Annotated in this window: 27 protein-coding genes, 1 pseudogene and 1 riboswitch; of the genes and pseudogenes, 13 read left to right on the top strand and 15 right to left on the bottom strand. The window is 71.8% G+C overall.

The window, feature by feature from the left end; translation table 11 throughout:
• The first annotated feature begins 32 nt into the window (after nt 1-32).
• Genes AC07DU_RS04880 through AC07DU_RS04870 form a run of 3 tightly spaced genes read left to right on the top strand, consistent with a single transcriptional unit; the run spans nt 33 to nt 2937 of the window.
• Nucleotides 33-1715 carry a hypothetical protein gene (locus AC07DU_RS04880; protein WP_479109627.1) on the top strand — a complete coding sequence of 561 codons (1683 nt, stop codon included), beginning with the start codon at nt 33-35 and terminating at the stop codon, nt 1713-1715.
• The gene (locus tag AC07DU_RS04875) at nt 1705-2121 is read left to right on the top strand and encodes a hypothetical protein (protein ID WP_479109625.1); all 417 of its coding nucleotides are present in this window, start codon (nt 1705-1707) and stop codon (nt 2119-2121) included. Before AC07DU_RS04880 ends, AC07DU_RS04875 begins: the two co-directional genes overlap by 11 nt.
• 3 nt (nt 2122-2124) lie before the next feature.
• Entirely contained in the window at nt 2125-2937 is an 813-nt protein-coding gene (locus tag AC07DU_RS04870; protein ID WP_479109623.1) for a hypothetical protein, read from the top strand.
• Nucleotides 2938-2977: 40 nt separating this feature from the next.
• Here the strand turns inward: AC07DU_RS04870 and AC07DU_RS04865 are convergent, their stop codons facing one another.
• Nucleotides 2978-3484, bottom strand: a complete 507-nt coding sequence (locus tag AC07DU_RS04865; RefSeq protein ID WP_360897315.1) for a carboxymuconolactone decarboxylase family protein — start codon at nt 3482-3484, stop codon at nt 2978-2980.
• 47 nt (nt 3485-3531) lie between these two features.
• On the opposite strand from AC07DU_RS04865, the gene pdxR reads away from it, so the two are divergent.
• Complete coding sequence (gene pdxR, locus AC07DU_RS04860) at nt 3532-4944, top strand: MocR-like pyridoxine biosynthesis transcription factor PdxR (protein ID WP_453375061.1); 1413 nt, start codon at nt 3532-3534, stop codon at nt 4942-4944.
• A 97-nt stretch (nt 4945-5041) separates the two neighbouring features.
• On the opposite strand, the gene AC07DU_RS04855 is transcribed toward pdxR, so the two are convergent.
• Complete coding sequence (locus tag AC07DU_RS04855; protein WP_479109901.1) at nt 5042-5875, bottom strand: DMT family protein; 834 nt, start codon at nt 5873-5875, stop codon at nt 5042-5044.
• Between the two features lie 112 nt (nt 5876-5987).
• On the opposite strand from AC07DU_RS04855, the gene AC07DU_RS04850 reads away from it, so the two are divergent.
• On the top strand, nt 5988-6290 hold the full coding sequence (locus AC07DU_RS04850; RefSeq protein WP_361943355.1) for a hypothetical protein: 303 nt from the start codon (nt 5988-5990) through the stop codon (nt 6288-6290).
• A 6-nt stretch (nt 6291-6296) separates the two neighbouring features.
• The gene (locus AC07DU_RS04845) at nt 6297-7493 is read left to right on the top strand and encodes a glutathionylspermidine synthase family protein (protein ID WP_479026476.1); all 1197 of its coding nucleotides are present in this window, start codon (nt 6297-6299) and stop codon (nt 7491-7493) included.
• Nucleotides 7494-7533: 40 nt separating this feature from the next.
• Here the strand turns inward: AC07DU_RS04845 and rocD are convergent, their stop codons facing one another.
• Entirely contained in the window at nt 7534-8739 is a 1206-nt protein-coding gene (gene rocD / locus AC07DU_RS04840; RefSeq protein ID WP_360897325.1) for an ornithine--oxo-acid transaminase, read from the bottom strand.
• Nucleotides 8740-8890: 151 nt separating this feature from the next.
• Nucleotides 8891-8981: riboswitch (ZMP/ZTP riboswitch) on the top strand.
• Nucleotides 8982-9015: 34 nt separating this feature from the next.
• On the opposite strand from rocD, the gene AC07DU_RS04835 reads away from it, so the two are divergent.
• The 4 genes from AC07DU_RS04835 (at nt 9016) to AC07DU_RS04820 (ending at nt 13262) form a co-directional block, all read left to right on the top strand.
• Entirely contained in the window at nt 9016-10284 is a 1269-nt protein-coding gene (locus AC07DU_RS04835; RefSeq protein ID WP_479109621.1) for a serine hydroxymethyltransferase, read from the top strand.
• Between the two features lie 152 nt (nt 10285-10436).
• Entirely contained in the window at nt 10437-11450 is a 1014-nt protein-coding gene (gene trpS, locus AC07DU_RS04830; protein WP_360897329.1) for a tryptophan--tRNA ligase, read from the top strand.
• Nucleotides 11451-11545: 95 nt separating this feature from the next.
• Nucleotides 11546-12151, top strand: coding sequence for a 2'-5' RNA ligase family protein (locus tag AC07DU_RS04825; protein ID WP_360897331.1), 606 nt, complete (start codon nt 11546-11548; stop codon nt 12149-12151).
• Between the two features lie 178 nt (nt 12152-12329).
• Nucleotides 12330-13262 (top strand): YihY/virulence factor BrkB family protein, encoded by a 933-nt coding sequence (locus AC07DU_RS04820; protein ID WP_360897333.1) that lies wholly within the window; start codon nt 12330-12332, stop codon nt 13260-13262.
• 68 nt (nt 13263-13330) lie between these two features.
• Here the strand turns inward: AC07DU_RS04820 and AC07DU_RS04815 are convergent, their stop codons facing one another.
• Nucleotides 13331-14575 (bottom strand): D-alanyl-D-alanine carboxypeptidase family protein, encoded by a 1245-nt coding sequence (locus AC07DU_RS04815; protein WP_479109619.1) that lies wholly within the window; start codon nt 14573-14575, stop codon nt 13331-13333.
• Between the two features lie 121 nt (nt 14576-14696).
• Between AC07DU_RS04815 and AC07DU_RS04810 the strand changes: the two genes are divergently transcribed.
• The 3 genes and pseudogenes from AC07DU_RS04810 to AC07DU_RS04800 form a co-directional block, all read left to right on the top strand.
• A complete protein-coding gene (locus tag AC07DU_RS04810) occupies nt 14697-14975 on the top strand; it encodes an SCO4848 family membrane protein (protein ID WP_360897337.1) in 279 nt (92 codons plus the stop codon).
• Complete coding sequence (locus AC07DU_RS04805; protein WP_479109617.1) at nt 14972-16285, top strand: metallophosphoesterase; 1314 nt, start codon at nt 14972-14974, stop codon at nt 16283-16285. Before AC07DU_RS04810 ends, AC07DU_RS04805 begins: the two co-directional genes overlap by 4 nt.
• A 143-nt stretch (nt 16286-16428) precedes the next feature.
• Nucleotides 16429-16599, top strand: a pseudogene (locus AC07DU_RS04800) (ABC transporter substrate-binding protein); the annotation flags it as partial.
• A gap of 62 nt (nt 16600-16661) precedes the next feature.
• Here the strand turns inward: AC07DU_RS04800 and AC07DU_RS04795 are convergent.
• From AC07DU_RS04795 to AC07DU_RS04745, 11 genes are all read right to left on the bottom strand, one after another.
• Nucleotides 16662-17429 (bottom strand): TetR/AcrR family transcriptional regulator, encoded by a 768-nt coding sequence (locus AC07DU_RS04795; protein WP_360897341.1) that lies wholly within the window; start codon nt 17427-17429, stop codon nt 16662-16664.
• Nucleotides 17430-17440: 11 nt separating this feature from the next.
• Nucleotides 17441-17887: a thiol-disulfide oxidoreductase DCC family protein gene (locus AC07DU_RS04790; RefSeq protein ID WP_479109615.1), complete on the bottom strand. Its 447-nt coding sequence runs from the start codon at nt 17885-17887 to the stop codon at nt 17441-17443.
• Nucleotides 17888-17890: 3 nt separating this feature from the next.
• A complete protein-coding gene (locus AC07DU_RS04785; RefSeq protein ID WP_360897345.1) occupies nt 17891-18295 on the bottom strand; it encodes a hypothetical protein in 405 nt (134 codons plus the stop codon).
• 100 nt (nt 18296-18395) lie between these two features.
• A complete protein-coding gene (locus tag AC07DU_RS04780) occupies nt 18396-19154 on the bottom strand; it encodes an alpha/beta fold hydrolase (protein ID WP_360897347.1) in 759 nt (252 codons plus the stop codon).
• Between the two features lie 48 nt (nt 19155-19202).
• On the bottom strand, nt 19203-19751 hold the full coding sequence (locus AC07DU_RS04775; protein WP_479109612.1) for a hypothetical protein: 549 nt from the start codon (nt 19749-19751) through the stop codon (nt 19203-19205).
• A 72-nt stretch (nt 19752-19823) separates the two neighbouring features.
• On the bottom strand, nt 19824-20171 hold the full coding sequence (locus AC07DU_RS04770) for a hypothetical protein (protein WP_360897351.1): 348 nt from the start codon (nt 20169-20171) through the stop codon (nt 19824-19826).
• Nucleotides 20172-20359: 188 nt separating this feature from the next.
• Complete coding sequence (locus AC07DU_RS04765) at nt 20360-21127, bottom strand: succinate dehydrogenase iron-sulfur subunit (protein WP_030710558.1); 768 nt, start codon at nt 21125-21127, stop codon at nt 20360-20362.
• Nucleotides 21127-22881, bottom strand: a complete 1755-nt coding sequence (gene sdhA, locus AC07DU_RS04760) for a succinate dehydrogenase flavoprotein subunit (RefSeq protein WP_360897353.1) — start codon at nt 22879-22881, stop codon at nt 21127-21129. The genes AC07DU_RS04765 and sdhA overlap by 1 nt, the downstream gene beginning before the upstream one ends.
• Before the next feature lie 24 nt (nt 22882-22905).
• A complete protein-coding gene (locus AC07DU_RS04755) occupies nt 22906-23406 on the bottom strand; it encodes a succinate dehydrogenase hydrophobic membrane anchor subunit (protein ID WP_360897355.1) in 501 nt (166 codons plus the stop codon).
• Nucleotides 23407-23411: 5 nt separating this feature from the next.
• Nucleotides 23412-23792 (bottom strand): succinate dehydrogenase, cytochrome b556 subunit, encoded by a 381-nt coding sequence (sdhC, locus tag AC07DU_RS04750; RefSeq protein WP_360897357.1) that lies wholly within the window; start codon nt 23790-23792, stop codon nt 23412-23414.
• A 152-nt stretch (nt 23793-23944) separates the two neighbouring features.
• Nucleotides 23945-24550: a 2-oxo-4-hydroxy-4-carboxy-5-ureidoimidazoline decarboxylase gene (locus AC07DU_RS04745; RefSeq protein WP_479109610.1), complete on the bottom strand. Its 606-nt coding sequence runs from the start codon at nt 24548-24550 to the stop codon at nt 23945-23947.
• Nucleotides 24551-24905: the final 355 nt, after the last annotated feature.

The following is a 24905-nucleotide window of genomic DNA, read 5'->3' as shown; positions in this document are numbered from 1 at the left end:
CGGTGACAGGCAACGGGGACGACAGAACTCCTGTGCACCCTTCGCTCAGCGAGGCGGGCCGGCTGCTGTGCGCCGGCACGTATCTGGACGCGGCGTACCGCGACCGGGTGATCGAGGAGCTCTACGTCCACGAGGAACGCTTCGTCGCGCCCTCCTACGGCTTCGACGCCGCCCGCGTCCTCGCCCACGCCCTCCAGGCCCGCCGCGCCGAAGCGGCCTGGGCCTCGGCCGTGGTGGCGGTGTGGGGCCTCGGGCTGCTCCTGGCGCAGGCGCTGCTGATCTTCCTGCTGATCCCGGCCGCCTTCCTCAGTGGCGCCGGGAGGATCAAACGGCGCCGCGAACAAGGGCGTCGTGGCAGCCGGTTCCTCGAATCCCTGCTGCGCGGGTGCGGCTACGTGCTGCTCGCCGGTGTCGTCCTGGGGGTGGTGGTCGGCGCACTCGACGGCAGTGCGAACGTCGGAGGGGGTGAGGACTCCGCCGTCCTCCTCGAAGGCATCACCCGACAGCTCGAACGCACGCCCTTCGGACTGCTCTTCGAGCTGCCCCGGATCGGCTACGTCCTCGGGACGGTGTACGGCTGGACCGCCCTGATCGTCTTCTTCCTGCTCAGCGTGGTCGTCGGCCTGCAACGGGGCCACTTCGCCCGCGTCATCACCACCTCCCTCAGCCGGACGCGCTACGCCGACCCGAGCGCCGACCCCGCCTCGGGCGGCCGCTACGCACGGGCCCGCAACCGGATCGTGCGCACCCAGCACGCCCGCCTGATCATCTACAACGTCGACGACCCGTTCTGCGGCGCCGGCGAGGCCCACCGGCCCTGGCACCTGTCGGTGGAACTGCGCCCCCAGGACGACGCCGCACCCGAACCGCTCGACAACGCACGGATCGTGGAGCGGATCCGGCCACGGCTGGAGGCCCTGCGCGTCCCTTCCCCGCACGGCTCGCCCGAGGCGCAGGCGGCCGTTCTGGACCGGCTGCGGGAGCTGGTCGTGGACGAGTGCGTGTTCCTGCCGCCCGCCGAGCTGCCCGGGGCGCACGAGCTGGACCTGTCGGAGCAGGCTTTCGCGGCGCACCGGGCCGCGGCCGTCGAGGAGGGCGGGGAGCGGCGCCGCCACTTCCTGCGGGTCCGGGTCGGCGGCTGGGACGAGAACCTCGTCATCACCGTCTTCGTGCGCGTCCACACCCAGGGCGGGATGCTGATGCTGGAGGTGGCGCCGCACGTACTGCTGCCCGTGCGGCCGGAGTTCCAGGAAGCCGACGACGTGGCCCGGCGGCACCTGCGCAACAGCGCCTTCGCCAAGGCGGTCTGGGCGCTCAAGAACGCCCCGCGCTCGCTCGCTGCTGCGCTCGCCACCCTGTCGGGCGGCAGCCGGGCCCCGTGGCAGATCGCCACGGCGGGCTACGGGGGCGCGCTCCCGGCCGGTCCGGCCGTGTCCGTGCGCGAGCTCGCGGCGCAGGGGAACGCCTCGCTGTTCCAGCTGATGGACCTGGACCGGTACTTGAAGACCATCCAGGACCGGATCGTCGCCGGGGTGACCCTGGCCCTGCACGAAGCGGGCTGGCACACCGAGGAGTTCGCCCAGCGCGCGGTCACGGTGGCGGACGGCGGGGTCTTCATCCAGTCGGTGAACCACAGCGCGTTCAGCGTGGGCGGCAGCGGCCACAGCAACCAAGCGAGCCACCACACCGGGGGAAGGAACAGCGATGACGGATGACGCGAGGGGCGCGGCTGCGGGCGCCGAAGGCGGCGCGGGCGCGGGCGCCGGAACCGGGGCGGTGCGGATCACCCGCATCGACGGCAGCAGCGTCAGCATCGGCGGCACCCACATCACCAACACCGTCCACCACGGCGGTACGGGGACGGGCGCCCCGGGCGCCGCGGAACTGCTGGAGGCCGTACGGGAACTGCGCGCGGCCCTCGTACGCCTGCCGCGCAGCGCCGACCGTGCGGCGCTCGACGCCGAACTGGACGAGGCCGCCGGCGAGCTGGAGGAGGCGGGGCGGATCCGGCCCGGGCTGCCCGCCCGGTTGCGCGGGGCGCTGGAGCGGTGGGCGCCCCTGGTGGAGACGGTGAGCGCGGCCACCGCCCTCGGCGGGCTGCTCACCGCGCTGGGGGGCTGACCGGTGGCCGCGTCCCCGGGCGGCGGCCCCCAGTGGAACCCGCAGTCGCAGCGCTGGGAATGGGCCGAGGAACCCCCGCCGCCCCCGCGGCAGCAGCGGTTCGGCAGACCCGGGTGGCTCTCGCCGGCCGCGGGCGCCGGCCGGGAGTGGAAGGTTCCGCTCCTGGTGGCCGTCGGGGCCGCCGTCCTGGGCGGCTCCGCCGTGGCGGGGTGGTTCGTCCTGTCCGGGCCGGACGCGAAGGCCCCCGAGGCACCCCCGTCAGCTTCGGGGACCCGCGATCCGGCGTCCGATGCGTACGCGAGCCCGTCCACGCGTCCGTCGTACGGCTCGTCGCCCGACGTGTCGCCCGGCCCCGGGACGTCCGAGAGCCCCTCGGCCCCTCAGGGCCATACGGTGGTCCACGACGACAACGGCTTCTCGGTCGCCGTACCGGCGGGCTGGGAGCGCAGCCGCAGGGAGAACGGCAACGGGTCCTTCTACCGCCGGCCCGGAGACCGCAGCGCACTGCTCCAGATCTTCCGTGTCACCGAGCCCGCCGACGTCGGCGCGTGCGCACTGCTGCGCATCTCCTCCGCGAGCCTGAGCACCAAGGACGGCTACCGGGAGGTCTCCCTCGGCCCGTCGGCCGGTGCGTCCTGCGAGCTGGTCTACGAGTACGACAGCGCGGAGTCGAACGGCCGCCGCCGCGCGATCGAGCGGATCACCGCCGCCGCGGACGGCAGCCGGTGGGCCCTGCTGTCGGCGGGCCCCGCCGCCGACGAGACGACGCTGCGCGCGCACCTGACGGCGGCCCTGGACTCCTTCAGTCCGGACTGACCGGACTGACCGGACTGACCGGACTGACCGGACTGACCGGTCAAGCCTGCTTGTACATGCCCGGGGTGTAGTGCCCCGGCACCAGGCGGGTGGTGACACCGATCCGGTTCCAGACGTTGATCGTCGCGATGACGGCGATCAGCTGGGCCAGCTCGCGCTCCTCGAAGTGCTTCGCGGCCTTCGCGTACACCTCGTCCGGCACGAAACCGTCCGTCAGGACCGTGACGGCCTCGGTGAACTCGATCGCCGCGAGCTCCTTCTCGGTGTAGAAGTGCCGCGACTCCTCCCAGGCCCCCAGCAGCACGATCCGGTCGACGCTCTCCCCGGCCGCGATCGCGTCCTTGGTGTGCATGTCGAGGCAGAAGGCACAGTGGTTGATCTGCGAGGCACGGATCTTGACGAGCTCGACCAGGGCCGGGTCCAGCCCCTTCCGGGAGGCCATCTCCAGGGCCAGTACGGCCTTGTAGACCTCGGGGGCGAGCTTCGCCATCTGCATGCGCGGGGTGTGTTCGTGGGCGGTTTCGGTCACTGCGGTGGTCGTCGTCATGTGATCCACCCTAGGAGCCGGGCGGCCCAGCGATATGGTCCATATCCATGACGGAATCCTGGGCCACTTTCGGGGCGGACCTGCATCTGGACCTGTCCGCCGGACGCGGCCTGCGGGCCGGGCTCACCGAGGCGCTGCGGGAGGCCGCGCGCAGCGGGCGGCTGCCCGCCGGGACCCGGCTGCCGTCCTCGCGCAGCCTCGCCGCCGACCTGGGGATCGCGCGGAACACGGTCGCGGAGGCGTACGCCGAGCTCGTGGCCGAGGGCTGGCTGACGGCCCGCCAGGGATCCGGTACCCGCGTCGCCGAACGGGCGCGGCCCCGCCGGCCCGCCGCGCCCGCCCGCGTACGGCGCCCCGCGCGCGGGGGACCCTCGTACAGCCTGATGCCCGGCTCCCCGGACCTGGCCGGTTTCCCGCGCGCGGCCTGGCTGTCGGCGGCCCGGCGGGCCCTGACCGGCGCGCCGAACGAGGCCTTCGGCTACGAGGGCGACGCGCGCGGCCGCGTGGAGCTGCGCCGCGCGCTCGCCGACTACCTGGCGCGGGCGCGCGGGGTGTACGCGGACCCGGAGCGGATAGTGCTCTGCGCGGGCTTCGTGCACGGGCTGAAGCTGCTGGCGCGGGTGCTGCGGGCGCGACGCGTGCGGGAGGTGGCGGTCGAGGGGTACGGCCTGGACTACCACCGGGACGTGCTGGTGCGGGCGGGGCTGCGGACGCGGCCGCTGGGGGTCGACGGGGACGGGGCCCGCACGGGGGAGCTGACCGGTCCGGCCGGTGTGACCGGCGCGCCCGGCGCGGTGCTCCTGACCCCGGCGCACCAGTTCCCGACGGGCGCCGCGCTGACCCCGGCCCGGCGGGCGGCCGCGGTCGACTGGGCCCGGACCACGGGCGGGCTGATCCTGGAGGACGACTACGACGGGGAGTTCCGCTACGACCGCCAGCCGGTGGGGGCGCTCCAGGGCCTGGACCCGGACCGGGTGGTGTACCTCGGCACGGCCAGCAAGTCGCTGGCGCCGGGGCTGCGGATGGGCTGGATGGTGGTCCCGCCGGGGCTGCTGGACGAGGTGCTGGCGGTCAAGGGACTGAGCGACCGGACCTCCAGCGCGCTGGAGCAGCTCACGCTCGCGGAGTTCATCACCTCCGGGGCGTACGACCGCCACGTGCGGGGCATGCGGCTGCGCTACCGGCGGCGGCGCGACGAACTCGTCGCGGCGGTGGGCGGGCGGGTGGCCGTGTCCGGGATCGCGGCGGGGCTGCACGCGGTGCTGGACCTTCCCGCGGGGACGGAGAGGTCGGTGCTGCAGTCGGCGGCCTGGCAGGACCTGGCCGTGTGCGGCCTGGCCCGGTTCCGGCACCCGCAGGCCGAACTCGCCGCGCGGGACGCACTGGTCGTCGGCTACGGGACCCCGCCGGACAGCGCGTGGGCGCCGACGCTGGCCGCCCTCGCCGCTGCCCTGCCGTGAGGCTCCCGCCGGGGCCGGGGCCTGAAATGTAGCCCCGCCGGCGTTTGAGGCGCGGGGTCTGGGGCGGAGCCCCCAGCGGACCCGCGGCCGGGCCGAATCACCTGGCGGGAGCCGCGCCCGCCGCGGCCGGGGGTTCGCCGAAGCGGCCGAGCGCAAGGGCTCCCGCGACCGCCACCACGAAGCCCGTCACCGCCAGCCACGTCAGGCCCTCGCGGGTGCGGTCGCCGAGCCAGGCGACGCCCACCACCGCGGGGCCGATCGTTTCGCCGAGGACCATGCCCGCGGTGGCCGCCGTCACCGAGCCGCGGGCCAGGGCCGAGGTGAGCAGGAGGAAGGCGGCGCCGCCGCCCAGCAGGAGGGCGTACAGGGCGGGGTTGCGCAGGTCCAGGACGGAGTCGAGGAGCCGGACCGCGACCTCCACCACCCCGAAGCCCGTGCCCGAGGCCAGACCGAGGACCAGCGCCCGCGAGCCGTCCGGGAGGCGGCCCGCCACCGCGCCGACCAGCAGGACCAGCCCCGCCACCCCCAGCAGCCCCAGCTTCAGCGCGAGCGGCCCGGTCTTCGCGCCCTCCTCCCCGGCGGCGAGCCCCGGCATCAGCAGCCCCGCGCACACCACCCCCACCGCGCCCCACTCCGTACGGGACAGCCGCACCCGCAGCAGCCGCGCGGCCACCACCGCCGTCACGGCGAGGCTCGCGGCCAGCGCCGCTCCCACCGCATAGATCGGGACATGGCGCAGGGCGACGATCTGGAGCACGAAACCGGCCGCGTCCAGGCCGAGCCCCGCGAGGTAGCGCCACTGGCGCACGGCCCGCAGGAACAGGGCGGCGTCCACTCCGGACCCCGTGCCCGGCTCCGCCGCCCGCGTCGCGACCGCTTGCAGAACCGACGCCGTGCCGAAGCAGACCGCCGCACCGAGCGCGCAAATCATCCCAAGGAGCACGAACTGACTTTAGGTCACGGATCTCACGGCGGCCGGATTCCATCGGCCGGGGGGCCCGCTCTAGTCTGTCGGCAGCACGCCTCTAGGGGGAACAGCAGACATGGACAGCAGCAGCACCAACCAGCGCCGTATGCGCTCCGGAGCCGTCGCACTCGGCGGCATGGGCCTGCTCGCGGCCACACTCGTGGCCTGCGGCAGCAGCGACGAACCGGACAAGCGCTGCGCGTCCCGCTCGACGCTGGAGAAGCTGAACGACAAGGAGTGCAAGAGCGGCGGGCGCGGCGCGTACTACTACGGCGGCAGCGTCTCCAACGGCAAGGTCTCCGGCGGCAGCTTCGACAAGGCCGCGGTCACCCGGGGCGGCATCGGCGGCCACAGCAGCTCCGGCTCCTCCGGCGGCTGACCCTCCATGCAGCGGCACACCATCGAGCCCCGCCCCGACTGGCAGAAGACCGTCGAGGCGCAGGGCCTGATCTACCCCCTCACCCGCTACCCGGACGACTCGCTGCGGCCCTACTGGGACGAGAGCGCCTACTACTCCTTCTCCCTGCCCGAGGTCGAGGCGCTGGAGAACGTCGTCGAGGAACTGCACGCGATGTGCCTGGCCGCGGCCGCGCACATCGTCGAGCACGACCGCTTCGCCGACCTCGGGATCACCGACGCCGGGCTCGCGGAGCGGATCGCCGAGTCCTGGCGCCGCCGCGCCGAACAGCCCTCCCTTTACGGCCGTTTCGACCTGCGCTACGACGGCACCGGCAGCCCGGCCAAGATGCTGGAGTACAACGCCGACACGCCCACCTCCCTGGTGGAGGCGGCCAGCCCCCAGTGGTTCTGGATGGAGGAACGCTTCCCCGGCGCCGACCAGTGGAACTCCCTCCACGAGCGCCTCGTCGACGCCTGGCGCCGACAGGCCGAACTGCTGCCCGCCGGCCCGCTGCACTTCGCGCACTCCGAGACGGACGAGCTCGGCGAGGACCTGATGACGGTCGCCTACCTCCAGGAGACCGCCGAACAGGCCGGCCTGGACACCCGGGCGCTGTCCGTCGAGCAGATCGGCTGGGACAGCCTCTCCGGCCGGTTCGTGGACGAGAAGCTCGGCTTCATCCGCAGCTGCTTCAAGCTGTACCCGTGGGAGTGGCTGGCCACCGACCCGTTCGGCCCGCAGGTCCTCGGTACGTACGACCACGGCGGCGGCTCCGGCACCACCTGCTGGATCGAGCCGCTGTGGAAGATGCTCCTGTCCAACAAGGCTCTGCTCGCCATCCTGTGGGAGCTCTTCCCGGAGCACCCCAACCTCCTGCCCGCCTACCTCGACGGCCCGCGCGAGCTGGCCGCGACCTGCGGATACGCGGCCAAGCCGCTGCTGGGACGCGAGGGTGCCGGGGTCACGCTGCACGAGGCGGGCGGGGGTGGCGACCCCTTCGTCCCGGCCGAGGGAGAGACGTACGTCTTCCAGGCCCTGGCCCCGCTGCCCGACTTCGACGGCAACCGGGTGGTGCTCGGCGCGTGGGTCGTCGAGGACGAGGCGGCCGGGCTCGGCATCCGCGAATCGGCGGGGCCGGTCACGGACGAGTACGCCCGCTTCCTGCCCCACGTCATCCTCTGAGCCGAAGGCCCGCCCCCGGCCGGAGCCCCGGCCGGGGCCGTCAGGCCGCGAGCACGGACCGCAGCTGGTCCAGGCCCCAGTCCAGGTCCTCCTTGCTGATCACCAGCGGCGGGGCGATCCGGATCGTGGAGCCGTGGGTGTCCTTCACCAGCACCCCGCGCTCCATCAGCTTCTCGGAGATCTCCCGGCCCGTGCCGCGCGCCGGGTCGATGTCCACGCCCGCCCAGAGCCCGCGCCCGCGCACGGCGGTCACCGCGCCGCCGCCGATCAGCAGGTTCAGCTCCCGGTGCAGGTGGTCGCCGAGTTCGGCGGCGTGCTGCTGGTGCTCGCCGGAGCGCAGCATCGCGATCACCTCCAGGGCGACCGCGCAGGCCAGCGGGTTGCCGCCGAAGGTGGAGCCGTGCTCGCCGGGCTTGAACACGCCGAGCACGTCCCGGTCGGCGACCACGGCCGAGACGGGCACGACCCCGCCGCCGAGCGCCTTGCCGAGGACGTACACGTCCGGCACGACCCCTTCGTGCTCGCAGGCGAAGGTCCTGCCGGTCCGCCCCAGCCCCGACTGGATCTCGTCCGCCATGAAGAGGACGTTCCGCTCGCGCGTCAGTTCCCGTACACCGGCCAGGTATCCGGCGGGCGGCACCAGGACCCCCGCCTCGCCCTGGATCGGCTCCAGCAGCACGGCGACGGTGTTGGCGGTGACGGCGGCGCCGAGCGCGGTCAGGTCGCCGTAGGGGACGATCTCGAAGCCGGGGGTGTACGGGCCGTAGTGGTCACGGGCCTCGTGGTCGGTCGAGAAGGACACGATGGTCGTCGTGCGGCCGTGGAAGTTGTTCGCCGCGACCACGATCTTGGCCTGGCCGTCCGGGACGCCCTTGACCTCGTAACCCCACTTGCGGGCGGTCTTCACCGCCGTCTCCACGGCCTCCGCACCCGTGTTCATGGGCAGCACCATCTCCTTGCCGCACAGCGCGGCCAGTTCGGTGCAGAAGTCGGCGAAGCGGTCGTGGTGGAAAGCGCGCGAGGTGAGGGTGACCCGCTCCAGCTGCGCCCGGGCGGCGTCGAGCAGGCGGCGGTTGCCGTGGCCGAAATTGAGCGCCGAGTACCCGGCGAGCATGTCGAGGTATCTGCGGCCCTCCACGTCGGTCATCCACGCGCCGTCCGCGGATGCGACGACCACGGGGAGCGGATGGTAGTTGTGCGCGCTGTGCGCCTCGGCGGAGCGGATGGCATCAGCAGTTGTCGACACGGGGTCTCCGATCGTCGGTCTCGCCGGGTGAACCGGTGACGAGGGTGGCGTCACCTTCCTATCGTCGCCTCCCCATCGTCGCGCGTACCTCGGTTGCGGAAACCTTCCTTTCGGCGCGGCCGCCGCGGCCGCCACGCCCGCTAAGGTGGGCGGTACGCACGGCGACTGGCGCACGGAGAACGAACTCCGGGGGAGCCGTGCGCGCTCGACCGCACACAGGGCCGCTCGCCTGGGCCTCGCGGGGTACCGATCACATCGACCCCGGAGGAGCCCGCCATGTCCGCGAGCCGCCATCCCGCCCTCTTCGCGACCGACCCCGAGCTGGCGTCGTTCGTCGCCGCCGAAGAAGTGCTCCAGGCCGAGACCCTGCGCCTGATCCCCAGTGAGAACTACGTGTCCGCGGCCGTCCTCGAAGCCTCCGGCACCGTGCTGCAGAACAAGTACAGCGAGGGCTACCCCGGCCGCCGCTACTACGAGGGCCAGCAGAACATCGACCGCGTCGAGGCCCTGGCCGTCGAGCGGGCCAAGGGCCTGTTCGGCGTGGACCACGCCAACGTGCAGCCGTACTCCGGCTCGCCGGCGAACCTGGCCGTGTACCTGGCCTTCGCCCAGCCGGGCGACACCGTGATGGGCATGGCCCTGCCGATGGGCGGGCACCTGACGCACGGCTGGGGCGTCTCGGCGACCGGCTCGTGGTTCCGGGGCGTGCAGTACGGGGTCCGCTCCGACACCGGGCTGATCGACTACGACGCGGTGCGCGAGCTGGCGCTGGCGGAGCGGCCGAAGATCATGTTCTGTGGCGGTACGGCGCTCCCGCGCACGATCGACTTCGCGGCCTTCGCCTCGATCGCCGAGGAGGCGGGCTCGATCCTGGTCGCGGACGTGGCGCACATCGCGGGCCTGATCGCGGGCGGCGCGCACCCGTCCCCGGCGGCGCACGTGGACGTCATCTCCACCACGACGCACAAGACCCTGCGGGGTCCGCGCGGCGCGATGCTGATGTGCCGGGAGGAGCACGCGAAGGCCATCGACAAGGCGGTCTTCCCGGGCCTCCAGGGCGGCCCGCACAACCAGACCACGGCCGGCATCGCGGTGGCGCTGCACGAGGCGGCGCAGCCGTCGTTCGTGTCGTACGCGCACGCGGTCGTCGCCAACGCCAAGGCGCTGGCCGCGGCGCTGCTGGAGCGGGGCTTCGACCTGGTCTCGGGCGGTACGGACAACCACCTGATCCTGATCGACCTGACCGGGAAGGCGGTGCCGGGCAAGGTCGCGGCCAAGGCCCTGGACCGGGCGGGGATCGTCGTGAACTACAACACGGTCCCCTTCGACCCGCGCAAGCCGTTCGACCCGTCGGGGATCCGGATCGGGACGCCGTCGCTGACCTCGCGGGGACTGACCGCCGCGCACATGCCGACGGTGGCGGACTGGATCTCGCGCGCGGTGGACGCCGCCGCCAAGGGGGACGAGCAGGCCCTCGCCGCGGTCCGCGCGGAGGTCACGTCCCTGATGTCGGCCTTCCCCGCCCCGGGTCTGCCGCTGTCCTGACCCTGCGGCCCGGCTGCCGGGGGCTCCGCCCCCGGACCCCCGCGCCTCAAACGCCGACGAGGCTGGAGGAGCGCGGGGTCCGGGGCGCAGCCCCGGCACCGGTGCGGCATCGGCGGGCCGGAGCCCGCCCCCGCACCTGAGAGAATGGGGCCATGGCTTCTGATCGTCCTCGCGCGCTCTCCGGCATCCAGCCCACCTCCGGTTCGTTCCACCTCGGGAACTACCTCGGAGCCATCCGCCAGTACGTCGCCCTGCAGGAGACGCACGACGCGTTCTACATGGTCGTCGACCTGCACGCGATCACCGTGCCGCAGGATCCGAAGGAACTGCGCGCGAACACCCGCCTCTCCGCGGCGCAGCTGCTCGCCGCCGGCCTGGACCCCGAGCGCTGCACGCTCTTCGTCCAGAGCCACGTGCCCGAGCACGCGCAGCTCGGCTGGGTCATGAACTGCCTCACCGGTTTCGGTGAGGCGAGCCGGATGACGCAGTTCAAGGACAAGTCCGCCAAGGGCGGGGTCAACAACGCCACCGTCGGCCTCTTCACCTACCCGATCCTCCAGGTCGCCGACATCCTGCTCTACCAGGCGAACGCCGTCCCGGTCGGCGAGGACCAGCGCCAGCACATCGAGCTGACCCGCGACCTGGCCGAGCGCTTCAACCAGCGCTACGGCCAGACCTTCACCCTGCCCGCCGCGCACATCGTCAAGGAGGTCGCGAAGATCTACGACCTCCAGGACCCGGCGATCAAGATGTCGAAGTCCGCGTCCTCGCCCAAGGGCCTGATCAACCTCCTCGACGAGGCCAAGGCCACCGAGAAGAAGATCAAGAGCGCGGTCACCGACACCGAGGCCGAGGTCCGTTTCGACAGCGAGAAGAAGCCCGGCGTCAGCAACCTGCTCACGATCTACTCCACCCTCACGGGCGAGACGGTCGCCGAGCTGGAGACGAAGTACGAGGGCAAGGGCTACGGCGCGCTGAAGACCGACCTGGCCGCCGTGATGGTCGATTTCGTCACACCGTTCAAGCAGCGCACCCAGGAATACCTGGACGACCCCGAGACGCTGGACTCGATCCTGGCCAAGGGCGCGGAGAAGGCCCGCGCGGTCGCCGCCGAGACCCTCGCGCAGGCCTACGACCGCCTCGGTCTGCTGCCCGCCAAGCACTGACGAACGCACCTGCGGGCCGGGAGCCCTGGCAAGAACGGGGGTGCTGCCGCCACACTGGGGCGGCAGCAGTCCACGGAGACAAGCGGAGGAGAGACATGGGGACCGTAACGCTCGGCGTTTCGATCGCGGTCCCGGAGCCGTACGGCAGCCAGCTCCAGCAGCTGCGCGCCGGCTTCGGGGACGCCGCCGCGCACGGCATCCCCACGCATGTCACCCTCGTGCCGCCGACCGAGGTGGACGCGGACCGGCTGCCGGTCGTCCGGGCCCACCTGGCCGAGGTCGCGGCCCGCTTCCGCGGCTTCCGGATGCGGCTGGGCGGCACGGGAACCTTCCGTCCCGTCTCGCCGGTGGTCTTCGTCAAGGTCGTCGAGGGCGCCGCGGGCTGCACCCGCCTCCAGGGCGAGGTCCGCGACCCGCAGGGGCCGCTCAGCCGCGAGCTGGCCTTCCCGTACCACCCGCACGTCACGGTCGCCCACGGGATCTGCGAGGAGGCGATGGACGTGGCGTTCACGACCCTCGCCGACTACGCCGCCGAGTGGCTCTGCGAGGGCTTCGCGCTCTACGAGCAAGGCTCGGACGGGGTCTGGCGCAAGCTGCGCGAGTACCCCTTCGGGACGGGGCCCGCCGGGGTCCCGGCGCAGCCGGGCTGCCACCCCGACGAGGCGGCGGAAGCGGCCGGTGCGGCCGGACGACCCTGCTGACGCAGGGGCCGCAGGGTCAGCCGGGCCGTGCGCCGGGCGCGGAACCTCAGCCTTCGCAGGACCAGGGCGTGGAACGGGTGCTCCGTCGGGGGCATAGGGCGAAAAGTCACAAACGAGGACCGTAGTCCCCAAAAGCGACAATCCCGGCCATTTCCGGCCGCTCCTTTACGGTGATCCCATGGACTGGCTGACGAAACTTCCGGTGATCGGGCCGCTGGTCGCGCGTCTGATGCGTACGCACGCGTGGCATTCGTACGAACGGCTCGACCGGGTGCACTGGACCCGGCTCGCCGCCGCGATCACCTTCATCAGCTTCCTCGCCCTGTTTCCGCTGATCACCGTCGCCGCCGCGGTGGGCGCGGCGCTGCTCAGCCAGGAGCAGCTGGACCGGCTGCAGAAGAACCTCTCCGAGCAGGTCCCCGGGATCTCGGACCAGCTCGACATCGACGGGCTCGTCGCGAACGCCGGCACGGTCGGGCTCGTCGCGGGGGCCTTCCTGCTGTTCACCGGCATCGGCTGGGTCGGCTCGATGCGGGACTGCCTGCGCGCCGTCTGGGAGAAGGACGACGAGGACGAGGGCAACCCCTTCGCCCGCAAGGGCAAGGACGGGCTGGTGCTCCTCGGCCTCGGCGGGGCGGCCCTGGCCTCGGCCGCCGCCTCGATCATCGGCTCCAGCGCGGTCGGGAAGTTCGGCGAACTGTTGGGCATCCCGCGCGAGGGCATCGGGGGCGGGCTGCTGCGCACCGCCGCCTTCCTCGTGGGCGTACTGGCCGCCTTCCTGCTCCTGCTGTACGTCCTGACGCTGCTGCCGGGCGTCGAACCGCCGCGCCGCCGCCTGATCGAGGCGGCCCTGATCGGCGCGGCGGGCTTCGAGCTGTTGAAGCTGCTGCTCAGCGGCTATATGCGGGAGGTCGCCGCGAAGAGCATGTACGGGGCCTTCGGCGTGCCGATCGCCCTGCTGCTCTGGATCAACTTCACGGCGAAGCTGCTCCTCTTCGTCGCGGCCTGGACGGCGACCCGCGACGACGAGGCCGAAGGCGGGGCCGAGGAGGCGACCGGCGACCAGGCCGGAGCCGAGACCGGCGGAGAGCCGGCGCCCCGCACCGCCTAAGCGGCACTCCTTCGGGTGAATCCGGCCGGCGGCGCGGACCCCGCAGGAGGGGTCTTGCGCCGCCCGGCTCACACCAGGTCCTCGCCCCGGTCGCGGCGGCCGCGGGGCCAGCGGCGGTTGACCGCGAAGGCCCCGCCCGCGAGGAGGGCCAGCACGCCGCCCGCGACGCCGAGCGCGGTGCCCGCGGCGCCGCCCGAGCCCGCGTCCGCCGCCGACGGGTTGTTCTCGTGCACCTGGGCCGGGGAGCCGACCGAGGAGGTGTCCGCGCTCTTGGGCGGCACCAGCTCACCCACCGGCTTGACCTTCCCGGCCGCCGCGAACCCCCAGTCGAAGAGCGCGGCGGTCTCCTCGTAGACCGAGTTCACCCCGCCCGTGCTCGGATTCATCACCGTGACCAGCAGTTTCCTGGAGCCCCGCTGGGCGGCCCCGGTGAAGGTGGCGCCGGCCATGGTGGTGTTGCCGTTCTTCACGCCGGCGATGCCCTTGTACGGGGAGATGCCACCCGCACCCGTCATCAGCCGGTTGGTGTTCTGGATCTCGAAGAAGTCCCGCGGCTTCCCGGCCTCCTGCCTGCCGGGGAACTTCGCGCTCGCCGTGCCGCAGTACTCGCGGAAGTCCTGCTTCTGCAAGCCCGAGCGGGCGATGAGCGTCAGGTCGTACGCGCTCGACACCTGGTCCGGGGCGTCGTAACCGTCGGGGGACACGACGTGGGTGTCCAGCGCCTGGAGCTCCTCGGCGTGCGCCTGCATGTCCTTGACGGTCTTCTCGACGCCGCCGTTCATGGCCGAGAGCACGTGCACGGCGTCGTTCCCCGACCGCAGGAACACCCCGAGCCACAGATCGTGGACGGAGTACTCGTGGTCCTCCTTGACCCCGACCAGGCTGCTGCCCGGGCCCACGCCGTCCAGGTCCTGCTCGGTGACCTTGCGGACCTGCTCCTTGGGCAGGCCCGGCAGCAGGGTGTCCGCGAAGAGCATCTTCAGCGTGGAGGCCGGAGGGAGCCGCCAGTGCGCGTTGTTCGCCGCCAGGACCTCGCCGGACTCGGCGTCCGCCACGATCCACGACCGGCCGGACAGGTTCGCCGGCAGGGCGGGTGCGCCCGGCAGCAGGTTCACCTGGGTCCCCGGCTGGCCGAGCAGGCTTCCGCCGACCGTGGACATCGACGCGGGCGGTGCGGGCGCCGCCGGGGCCTTGGGCGGCTGGCCCTTTCCGTCGGCCGGCGGGGACGGCGCGGCGTGTGCGGGGGCCACCAGCAGGGCGGGGGCCAGCAGCGCGGCGGAAAGGACCGTCAGGGCGGTCGTCTTGGCAGACACGCAGGTGAAAGTACATCCCGATGAGCTGGGCGGCGTCACTGACCGGCCTTTTCGCCGCAACCACCCCCGGGACAGCCCACCCCGGCGCGTCCGTCCTGGGGACCGATCCGATACTGGCCTCATGAAACTCAGCCGTACCGCCTCCTGGTTCCTGCTCGCCTTCGGCGTGTGGAGCTGGTTCATCTGGGTGTCTTTCGTCCGGAACCTGTGGAAGGACGGCAGTGGGCTGGCCTTCGACGCGGAAGGCGATCCCACGTCCTACTTCTGGGTGCACCTGACGCTCGCGGTGACGTCCTTTCTCCTGGGGACGGCCGTCGGCGTGATCGGGTTGCGCGGACTCCGGGCGCTGCGCCGTGCGTCACGCGGGGCCGACGGCACGGGCGCGGACACCTCCGCATGAAGATCGCGATCTTCGTGCTGGTCGCGCTCGCGGTCTGCGCCCTCCTGGTGCTCGTGCACCGCTGGCTCTGGATCAGACTGGTGCGCGACACCACCGCGCCCGGTGGCCTGCCCCGCCGGATCGGTACGGTCCTGACCATCGCCCTGCCCCTCCTCTCCGCTGCCGCGCTGACCACAGGCCGCGCCGGGGCGCCCTTCCGGCTCCAGCAGACGGTGGCCTGGCCGGGCTTCCTCTGGCTCGCGGTGCTCCTGTACCTCACCCTGACGATGCTGGTCGCGGAGCCGATCCGCGCGCTGTCGCTCCGCCGTCTGGCCCAGGGGTCGCCCTCCCGGTTGATGCAGCCCGCGGGGCGGGTGGGCCACGGCGGGGCGATACCGGCACCTGCGCAGGCCTCGACGCCGCCGGCCTCGGCGCCGGAGCCGGAAGGGGCAGCGGAGCCGGCACCGTCACCGGCGCTGGCGGCCCCCACCGCGGCCCGCCTGGAGCTGAGCCGTCGCCGGTTCGTCGCCCGAGCGGTCGGCGGGACCGCGGCCGCCGTGGCCGTCGCGACCGTCGGCGCCGGTACGTACGGGGTCCTGCGCGGGCCGAGCGTCCGACGGGTGCGGGTGCCCCTGGCCAAGCTGCCGCGCGCGGCGCACGGGTTCCGCATCGCCGTCGTCAGCGACGTCCACCTCGGCCCGGTGCTCGGCCGCGCCCACGCCCAGCGCGTCGTCGACACCGTCAACCGCACGCAGCCCGACCTCATCGCCATCGTCGGTGACCTCGTCGACGGCAGCGTCCCGGACCTCGGGCGGGCCGCGGAGCCGCTGCGCGGGCTCACCGCCCGCCACGGCTCGTACTTCGTCACCGGAAACCACGAGTACTTCTCCGGCGCCCAGCAGTGGGTCGACCACGTCCGCGAACTGGGGCTGACGCCCCTGGAGAACGCCCGCCGCGCGCTGCCGCACTTCGACCTCGCGGGAGTCAACGACGTCCAGGGGGAGCTGGAGGGGTCCGGGCCCGACTTCGGGGCGGCCCTCGGCGACCGCGACCGGGCCCGCGCCGCCGTGTTCCTCGCCCACCAGCCCGTCGTCATCCACGACGCCGTCCGGTACGGGGTCGACCTCCAGCTGTCGGGCCACACCCACGGCGGCCAGCTCTGGCCCGGCAACTACCTCGCCGAGCTCGCCAACCCGACGGTCGCCGGGCTGGAGCGCTACGGCGACACCCAGCTGTACGTGTCCCGCGGAGCCGGTGCCTGGGGACCTCCGGTCCGGGTGGGGGCGCCGTCCGACATCACCGTCGTCGAACTCGCCTCATACCAGGCCTGACCCGCCCCAACCGCCGACGGCCCGCCGAGAACCGGCCTTCCGGTGGCTGATATTCCGTGATGCGATGACCGTTAATCGGACAGCCTGTCGCTGTCACCGGGTCAAAAGGCGGGGTTCACGGAACGCGGTCTGGCCGCTCGAAGATCATTGCGGCCGGGCTGGTCCTCGGTACCGCCGCCATCGGCGGCTGGCAGCTGTTGCCCGCGGACGGCAACGGCCGCGGCGCCGTCCGGGTGGGGACGAGCGACGTGGTCTCCTCCCTCGACCCCGCCGGGGCGTACGACGCCGGTTCCTGGGCCCTCTTCAGCAACGTCTCGGAACTCAACTGGCTGTAGCGCTCGGCGCGACGGCTACGCGGGATCGGGCCCGGCTACGGCTACGGCTGCGGGTCCGTGCCCGGTTCCGGCTCGGGCTCCGGCTGCGGGTCCGGGTCCGAGGCCCTGCGGCGGGCCCCCGCCGTCGCCGTCTGGGCCATGCCGGGCAGGAAGTCGGCGAACAGCTCGTGCACTTCGCGCACCAGCGGCCGCAGCACCCGGAAGCGGGCGAGCACGATGCCCCGCGTCGTCAGCTGCGCGCCGCGCTCGGCGAGCCGCCGCGTCTTCTCGCTGTTCGGTGAGCGGTCGAAGACCCAGTACAGGACGAGACCCATCTGCGAGAGCCACATCAGCTCCGGCAGGACGTCGGCCAGTTCGGCCGGCACCTTGGTCTTCGCCCCCGCCAGCACCTCGCGGTGGATGTCGATGGCCGCCTTCCGGGCGGTTTCCGACTCCGGCGAGAAGGGGCTGAGCGGACTTTCCGGGTCCGCCGCGTTCTTGAAGAACTGGGAGGCGAACTCGTGGTAGGGGGCCGCGATGTCCATCCAGCTCGTCAGCACGCCCGCGAGCCGCTTCTGCAGATCGGTCTCACTGTCCAGGATGGGCCGGACCGCCGCCTGGTGGGCGGCGCCGATCCGGTCGTAGAACCCCTGGACCAGGTGTTCCTTCGATTCGAAGTAGTAGTAGGCGTTGCCGACCGAGACACCGGCCTCCTTGGCGATGCCCCGCATGGTCGTCTTGTCGAACCCGCGCTCCTGGAAGAGCCGGAGCGCGGTTTCGAGGATGAGCGTGCGGGTCTGCTCGCTTTTGGGAGCCTTCTGATCAGTCACGGTGGATGAGCCTATCGGGGGACGGGGCACTGGTCGTCACAGGTCGGTCCTTCGACGCCCTCGGGGTTCCCTTCGGCGCCCTCGGGCTGCCCTTCGGTCCGTACCGCCTCCCGCCACCGGGAGGCCGTGTGCATGGCCGCCCGGGCGAAGGGCCGTCCGGCCGGGGTGGCCAGCCAGTTGGCCTTCGGCCGGTGTTCGGCCAGCGCCCACAGGCACACGATGAAGGCGTCGGTGCCGGTCCACACCTGTCCCGAGTCCCCGATGACGGTGATCTCCCGGAGCGTCGACGCGTGGTCGAGCCGGGGGAACCGCCGCCGCGCCTCCCAGGACGCGGCGGGGACCAGTGCGAGCGGGACCAGCTGGCGCTGCGCGAGCAGCCAGTGGCGGATGTGTACGCAGAGCGGACAGCCGGCGTCGTAGAGGACGGTCAGACTCCGCACGGCCCGGGCGGGTGCCATCGGTCAGGCCCCGACCGGCGCGGTCCACCCCTGGGGGGCGACGGGCGGAGTCTGCTGGCGCTCCATGATCCCCCGGCGGCGCATCTTGTTCAGCACCCACACGTTGCCGAGGTGCATGACCCCGAGGACCAGCAGGACGACGCCGAGCTTGACCGAGAGGGCCTCGAAGAGTTCGCGGGCGGTGCCGACTTCCTCGCTCGACCGCAGGTAGAGGGTGACGAAGCCGATGTTCACCAGGTAGAAGCCGACCACGAGGAGCTGGTTGACGGCGTCGGCCAGCTTCTCGTTCCCCTGGAGGACGTCGCCGATGAAGACCCGGCCGTTGCGGCTGAGCGTACGGGCCACCCAGACGGTGAGCCCGATGCTGATGAGCAGGTATATGACGTACGTGACCACGGTGAGGTCCATGCCCCAGCCCCCTTGAACGCGTTCAACTGCTGACGTCCTTGACTCTAGGACGTTTTTTGAACAAGTTCAAGCGAAGGGGCCGGGAGGTCGGGCCGGGGGATCAGCGGCTCAGGAACTCCAGCATCAGAGCGGTGATCTCAGCGGGGCGCTCCAGCGAGGGCAGGTGGCCCGCCCAGGGCAGTTCGCGGTGGACGGCGCCCGGGACGAGGCCGGGGATCTCGGCGGCGGCGGCGCGGAAGTCCGGCAGGTCGTGGGCGCCGCCGACGGACAGGACGGGAGCGGTGATCGCGGCCGGGTCGGCCGGCGGGTCGGCCACCTCGTGGCTCCCGGTGTCGGCCAGGGCGCCCCGCAAATTGCCGAGCTGCATGGCCCGTACGAGGGCGTGCGCGTCGGCGTCCGCGTCCGGGCCCAGCCAGGTGCGGGCGTTGAGCGCGGCGGCGGCGTCCAGGTCCCCCGCCTCGACGAGGGCGTCCTCGGCGGCTCCGAACTTCCGCAGCTCCGGGCCCCGTTCCCGGCCGGGCGCCATCCCCGGGCAGAGCAGCAGCAGTGAGGCCGCCCGCTCGGGGTGCAGCGCGGCGAACTGGAGCGCTATCCGGCCGCCGTAGGAGCTGCCGACCAGGGCGGCCCGGCGGATCCCGAGGTGGTCCAGCAGCTCCCGTACGTCACCCCCGTCGCTGTACGGGGCCTCGGCGGCGGGGGACTGCCCGCAGGTGCGGAAGTCCAGCCGGACCACGCGGTAGCCGGCCTCGGCCAGCGGCCGCCACTGGGGCTCCCACATCCGGCGGTCGCATACGGAGGAGTGCAGCAGGACAACGGCGGGGCCGTCGTGCGGCCCGTCCACATCATGAGAAACGGTCATGAGGTGATCTTCGCCCGAGGCCGCGCCGACTGCTACCGCGTTTCGGGGTCAGAAACTCAGCGACCTGGCGTAGTTGACCTGCGTCATCACCCACGCGTAGGTGTTCGCGTCCACCGCCGGGATCATGGTGGAGTGGTGACGGCCGCCGCTGGTCACCGTGATCTGGATGTAGCCGGTGGTGGTCTTCTCCTTCATCAGGAGGAAGAGCAGACCGAGCAGGCAGAACAGGAAGAAGACGATCGCGAGCACGATCGCGTGCGTCGGGAGCTTCTCCTCGGTGCGCGAGAAGTCGGTCGCGTTCCACATCGCCCCCTTGAGCGGCATGGTGCCCGACGGGGTGATGATCTGGTCCCCGGCGATGGTGATGTCGCCGAGGGACAGCCCGTGGCCGCCGCCCGGGGCGGCGGGATAGCCCGAGGGGGCCGGGATGCCCGCGCCCCCGATGGTCGGCTGGTAGGCCGGGGCCGCCGGGTAGGGCTGCGCGTATCCGTAACTGGCCTCGCCAGGCCCCCACTTGTAGTCGTCCTGGCCGGGTGTACCGGGCTGGGCGCCCTGGTGGGGATCGCCCGCGTAAGGATTCGGCTGCTGCTCACTCATACGGCCGATCCTTCCACAGCCACCCCGCCCTTGGGACCGGTGCTCCGCCGGCGGGAATCCTTCGTACCGGCCTCAGTTGCCGAACGCGACGCCGCCCCGGACGATCCAGGTGCCGGCGTCCGCGTAGGCGGACCACTGCCCGCTGTTCATCGCGCGCCAGGGGCCCCGGCGGATGGCGCAGGCCCGGCCGTCGCAGGTCTCGACCTGCACGGCGTAGTACTTGTACGCGTAGTTGTAGCACCGGGCCTGGGCGAAGTGCTGGTCGCCGGAGACCTCCTGCTGGCAGTACGCCGCCGCTGCCGACGCCGGCATGACCTCCGCCACCCGCACCGGCGAGGACGCGTGAGCGGGCACCACGAGGGCGGCGGACGCGGCGAGCACGCAGGCGCCCATCACGGCGGCCTTCTGTATGAGCGACATGGTCGTTGTCTCTCCCCGTTGTGAACGGCCAGCCGCGAGCCGGCGGCCGTGGCGTCACGGTAGAGCAACTCCCTTGAACTGCCCAGTAGTTGGCCCAACGATGCGCGAATCCGCCGCAGGCTGGCTCAGAAGGAACGACGAAGGCCCCACCCCCAGCGGGGTGGGGCCTCGGCCGAGGCGTCAAGAAATCAGAAGCGGCGCGTGATCAGTGCGCGCTTGACTTCCTGGATGGCCTTCGTGACCTCGATGCCGCGCGGGCAGGCGTCGGTGCAGTTGAAGGTCGTGCGGCAGCGCCACACGCCGTCCTTGTCGTTCAGGATCTCCAGCCGCTGCTCGCCGGCCTCGTCACGCGAGTCGAAGATGAAGCGGTGCGCGTTGACGATCGCCGCCGGGCCGAAGTACTGGCCGTCGTTCCAGAACACCGGGCACGAGGACGTGCACGCGGCGCACAGGATGCACTTGGTGGTGTCGTCGAAGCGCTCGCGGTCCTCGGCGGACTGCAGGCGCTCGCGCGTCGGCTCGTTGCCCTTGGTGACCAGGAACGGCATGACGTCCCGGTACGCCTGGAAGAAGGGCTCCATGTCGACGACGAGGTCCTTCATCACCGTGAGGCCCTTGATGGCCTCGACGGTGATCGGCTTCTCCGGGTTGATGTCCTTGATCAGCGTCTTGCAGGCGAGCCTGTTCTTGCCGTTGATCCGCATCGCGTCGGAGCCGCAGATGCCGTGCGCGCACGAGCGGCGGAAGGTCAGCGTGCCGTCCAGGTCCCACTTGATCTTGTGCAGACCGTCGAGCACGCGCTCCTTCGGGTCGATCTCGACCTGGAAGTCCTGCCAGGTCGACTCCTCCGAGATCTCCGGGTTGAAGCGGCGGATCCGGAAGGTGACCGTGATGAAGGGCGAGGCGGCGGCCGCCGCCTCCATCTCGTCCGTCTTGGACAGGGTCGGGGTGGCCATCAGTACTTACGCTCCATCGGCTGGTAGCGGGTGACGACGACGGGCTTGTAGTCCAGGCGGACGGAGTCCTTGCCGTCGTCGCCGACCTCGCGGTACGCCATGGTGTGGCGCATGAAGTTGACGTCGTCGCGGTTCGGGTAGTCCTCGCGGTAGTGACCGCCGCGGGACTCCTTGCGCGCCAGCGCGGACACGGCCATGACCTCGGCCAGGTCGAGCAGGTTGCCCAGCTCGATGGCCTCCAGCAGGTCCGTGTTGAAGCGCTTGCCCTTGTCCTGGACGGACACGTTCTTGTAGCGCTCGCGCAGCTCCGCGATCTTCTCGACCGCGGTCTTGATGGTCTGCTCCGTACGGAACACCATCACGCACGCGTCCATCGTCTCCTGGAGCTCCAGACGCAGCTCGGCGACGCGCTCGTTGCCCGTGGAGTTGCGCAGCTGCTCGACGAGGTCGACGACCTGCTGCGCCGGGTTCTCCGGCAGCGGGACGTAGTCGTTGGCGTGGGCGTACGCGGCCGCCGCGATGCCCGAGCGCTTGCCGAAGACGTTGATGTCCAGCAGCGAGTTGGTGCCCAGGCGGTTCGCGCCGTGCACCGACACGCACGCGACCTCGCCGGCCGCGTACAGGCCCGGGACGACGGTGGTGTTGTCCGCCAGGACCTCACCCTCGACGTTGGTCGGGATGCCGCCCATGGCGTAGTGCGCGGTGGGCTGGATCGGGATCGGGTCCGTGTACGGCTCGATGCCCAGGTAGGTGCGCGCGAACTCGGTGATGTCCGGGAGCTTCGCGTCGAGCTGCTCCGGCGGCAGGTGCGTGAGGTCCAGGTACACGTGGTCACCGGCGGGACCGCAGCCGCGGCCCTCACGGATCTCGGTGTAGATGGAGCGCGAGACGACGTCACGGGACGCGAGGTCCTTCATGACCGGCGCGTACTTCTCCATGAAGCGCTCGCCGTCCTTGTTGCGCAGGATGCCGCCCTCACCGCGGGCGCCCTCCGTCAGCAGGATGCCCATGCGCCAGATGCCCGTCGGGTGGAACTGGAAGAACTCCATGTCCTCCAGCGGCAGGCCGCGGCGGTAGCAGGCCGCCTGGCCGTCGCCCGTGAGGGTGTGCGCGTTGGAGGTCACCTTGAAGAACTTGCCGGTGCCGCCGGAGGCGTAGATGACGGCCTTGGCCTGGAACACGTGGATCTCGCCGGTGGCGAGCTCGTACGCGACCACACCGGCCGACTTCTTGACGCCGTCCTCCTCGACCAGGAGCTGGTCCAGGACGTAGAACTCGTTGAAGAACTCCACGCCCTCCTTGACGCAGTTCTGGTACAGCGTCTGGAGGATCATGTGGCCGGTGCGGTCCGCGGCGTAGCAGGACCGGCGGACCGGGGCCTCGCCGTGGTTGCGGGAGTGGCCGCCGAAGCGGCGCTGGTCGATGGTGCCGTCCGGGGTGCGGTTGAACGGCAGGCCCATCTTCTCCAGGTCGAGGACCGCGTCGATGGCCTCCTTCGCCAGGATCTCGGCGGCGTCCTGGTCGACCAGGTAGTCACCGCCCTTGACCGTGTCGAAGGTGTGCCACTCCCAGTTGTCCTCTTCCACGTTGGCCAGCGCGGCGGCCATGCCGCCCTGCGCGGCGCCCGTGTGGGAGCGGGTGGGGTAGAGCTTGGTCAGCACGGCGGTGCGGCTGCGCTTCGTCGCCTCGATGGCGGCGCGCATGCCCGCGCCACCGGCGCCGACGATGACGGTGTCGTACTTGTGGATCTTCATGAGTCGATTCGCCTCAGCCCGTGCCTAGCGGATGTTCGGGTCGAAGGTGAAGATCACCAGCGTGCCCAGAAGGATGGTGAACACCGTGGCGGTGTAGAGCAGGCCCTTCAGCCACAGCCGCGTGTTGGCGCGCTCCGCGTAGTCGTTGATGACGGTACGCAGACCGTTGGCCCCGTGCAGCATGGCCAGCCACAGCATCAGCAGGTCCCAGACCTGCCAGAACGGGGACGCCCAGCGGCCGGCCACGAAGGCGAAGCCGATCTTGGAGACGCCGCCGTCGAGCACCAGCTGGATCAGCAGGTGGCCGATGACCAGGACGACGAGCACGATGCCCGAGAGGCGCATGAAGAGCCACGCGACCATCTCGAAGTTGCCGCGGGTCGAGCGCGGGGTCTTGCCCGTGCGCTTGCGCGGGGCCTCGATGTACGGCGCCGGGTTGTCGACGTCGTAGAGGGAGACGCCCGTCACGGAGCCGCCGTCACCGACGGCCTTGGTCATGTCGACGGAAGAAGTGTCAGAGGACATGCGTGTCACTTCCCGAACAGTTCAAGGTAGGCGTGGTTCAGGACGGGGTAAACGGCCCCGGCCATCAGCACGATCCAGACGCCCACGACGCTCCAGAGCATCTGCTTCTGGTAGCGGGGGCCCTTGGACCAGAAGTCCACGGCGATGACACGGAGACCGTTGAGCGCGTGGAACAGGATTGCGGCGACGAGGCCGTACTCCAGCAGCGCGACGATCGGAGTCTTGTAGGTAGCCACGACATCGTCGTACGCCTCGGGGGAGACGCGAACGAGAGCGGTGTCGAGGACGTGTACGAACAGGAAGAAGAAGATGAGGACGCCGGTGACTCGATGAGCCACCCAGGACCACATTCCTTCCCGGCCGCGGTACAACGTTCCAGCCGGCACGGAAAACCCTCCGGAAGCGGGGCGGGGGCCAGCCGGCTTCTTTGTCGGTCGGGCCCGGCCGGGTACGGTCCTCCGGCCCCGGACATCGTAGCGACGCTTTGTCGGTTCCTTCGCCCGGGGGTCATCGGTGTGATCAAACAGCCACGGACGGACTATCCCACAGGGGCGAATAGCCTGAATTCGGAAGCGGACGCCCCCTCCGCGGAGATCAGCCAGCGTGTCATGTCGGCCAGCCGGGCCCGCGCGACGCGGCGCAGCTCGTCGGCGGAGATCGAGCGCTCCTCGTCCACCTCGTGCCCCATCCGCCGGCGGATCGCCGCCAGCAGCTGGTCCGCCTGCTCCTCCGGCGGGTGCTCGTCGAGGCTGATCACGAAGGCGTGGCCGAACTTGCGCTCGTACTCCGCGTGGGCCGCGTCGAGCGCGAGCAGGGCCGCGTACGGGGCCCCGTGTCCCAGTTCCGCCGAGGACTCGGCGGCCAGCGCCTCCGTCAGGTCCGCCTGCGAGAGGTCGTACGAGGCCTCGTCCGCGGCGGCGAGCAGAGCGGCGCAATCGGGGTAGGGGCGGTGCGTGGCCAGCCGGTGCGCCCAGCGCCGGCTTCCGCAGCACTGCAGCAGGACGGCCTGGGCGACTTCGGGGGACAGGGCGTTGAACCGCGCCAGTCCGGAGCCGGGGGAGCAGTCGGAGCTGCCGCGGGCCTGTGCCGGAAGGGGGCTGGACAGCAGGGGGCTCCTCGGGGCGCGGCGCGGGTGTACCGCCACGCTATCGACGCCGGGCGGGCTGTGCCGTATCCGTGCGGTGAATTCACTCGGAAGTGAGGCCGAAAGGATGATGTTGAACGCCACGGACGGACACGTACTCTGGCGCGGACCGCGCGACCCGGGGAAGGGGAGGGCGACCGAGGCCGCCACCCCCCACAGGAGAGGCCCCGGTCGCCGTCCGTCACGGGCTCGTGCGACAAGCCCGTATCCCTCTCAGCGCCCCGAGTGCGTTTTGTGTCACACCCCGCTCCGCACAGGGATGGTTGCTCGTTGTACTAGTCGTGGACGCGGGGTGCCGGAAAGCCGTAACGTGCTGATTTGCGCCACACGTACAGGACAGTGAACGGGTTGGGGA

The sequence above is a fragment of the Streptomyces sp. NPDC045695 genome, assembly GCF_056432025.1.
Note: the sequence above shows the minus strand (reverse complement) of the source record. Positions and strands in the feature narration are given on the sequence as shown.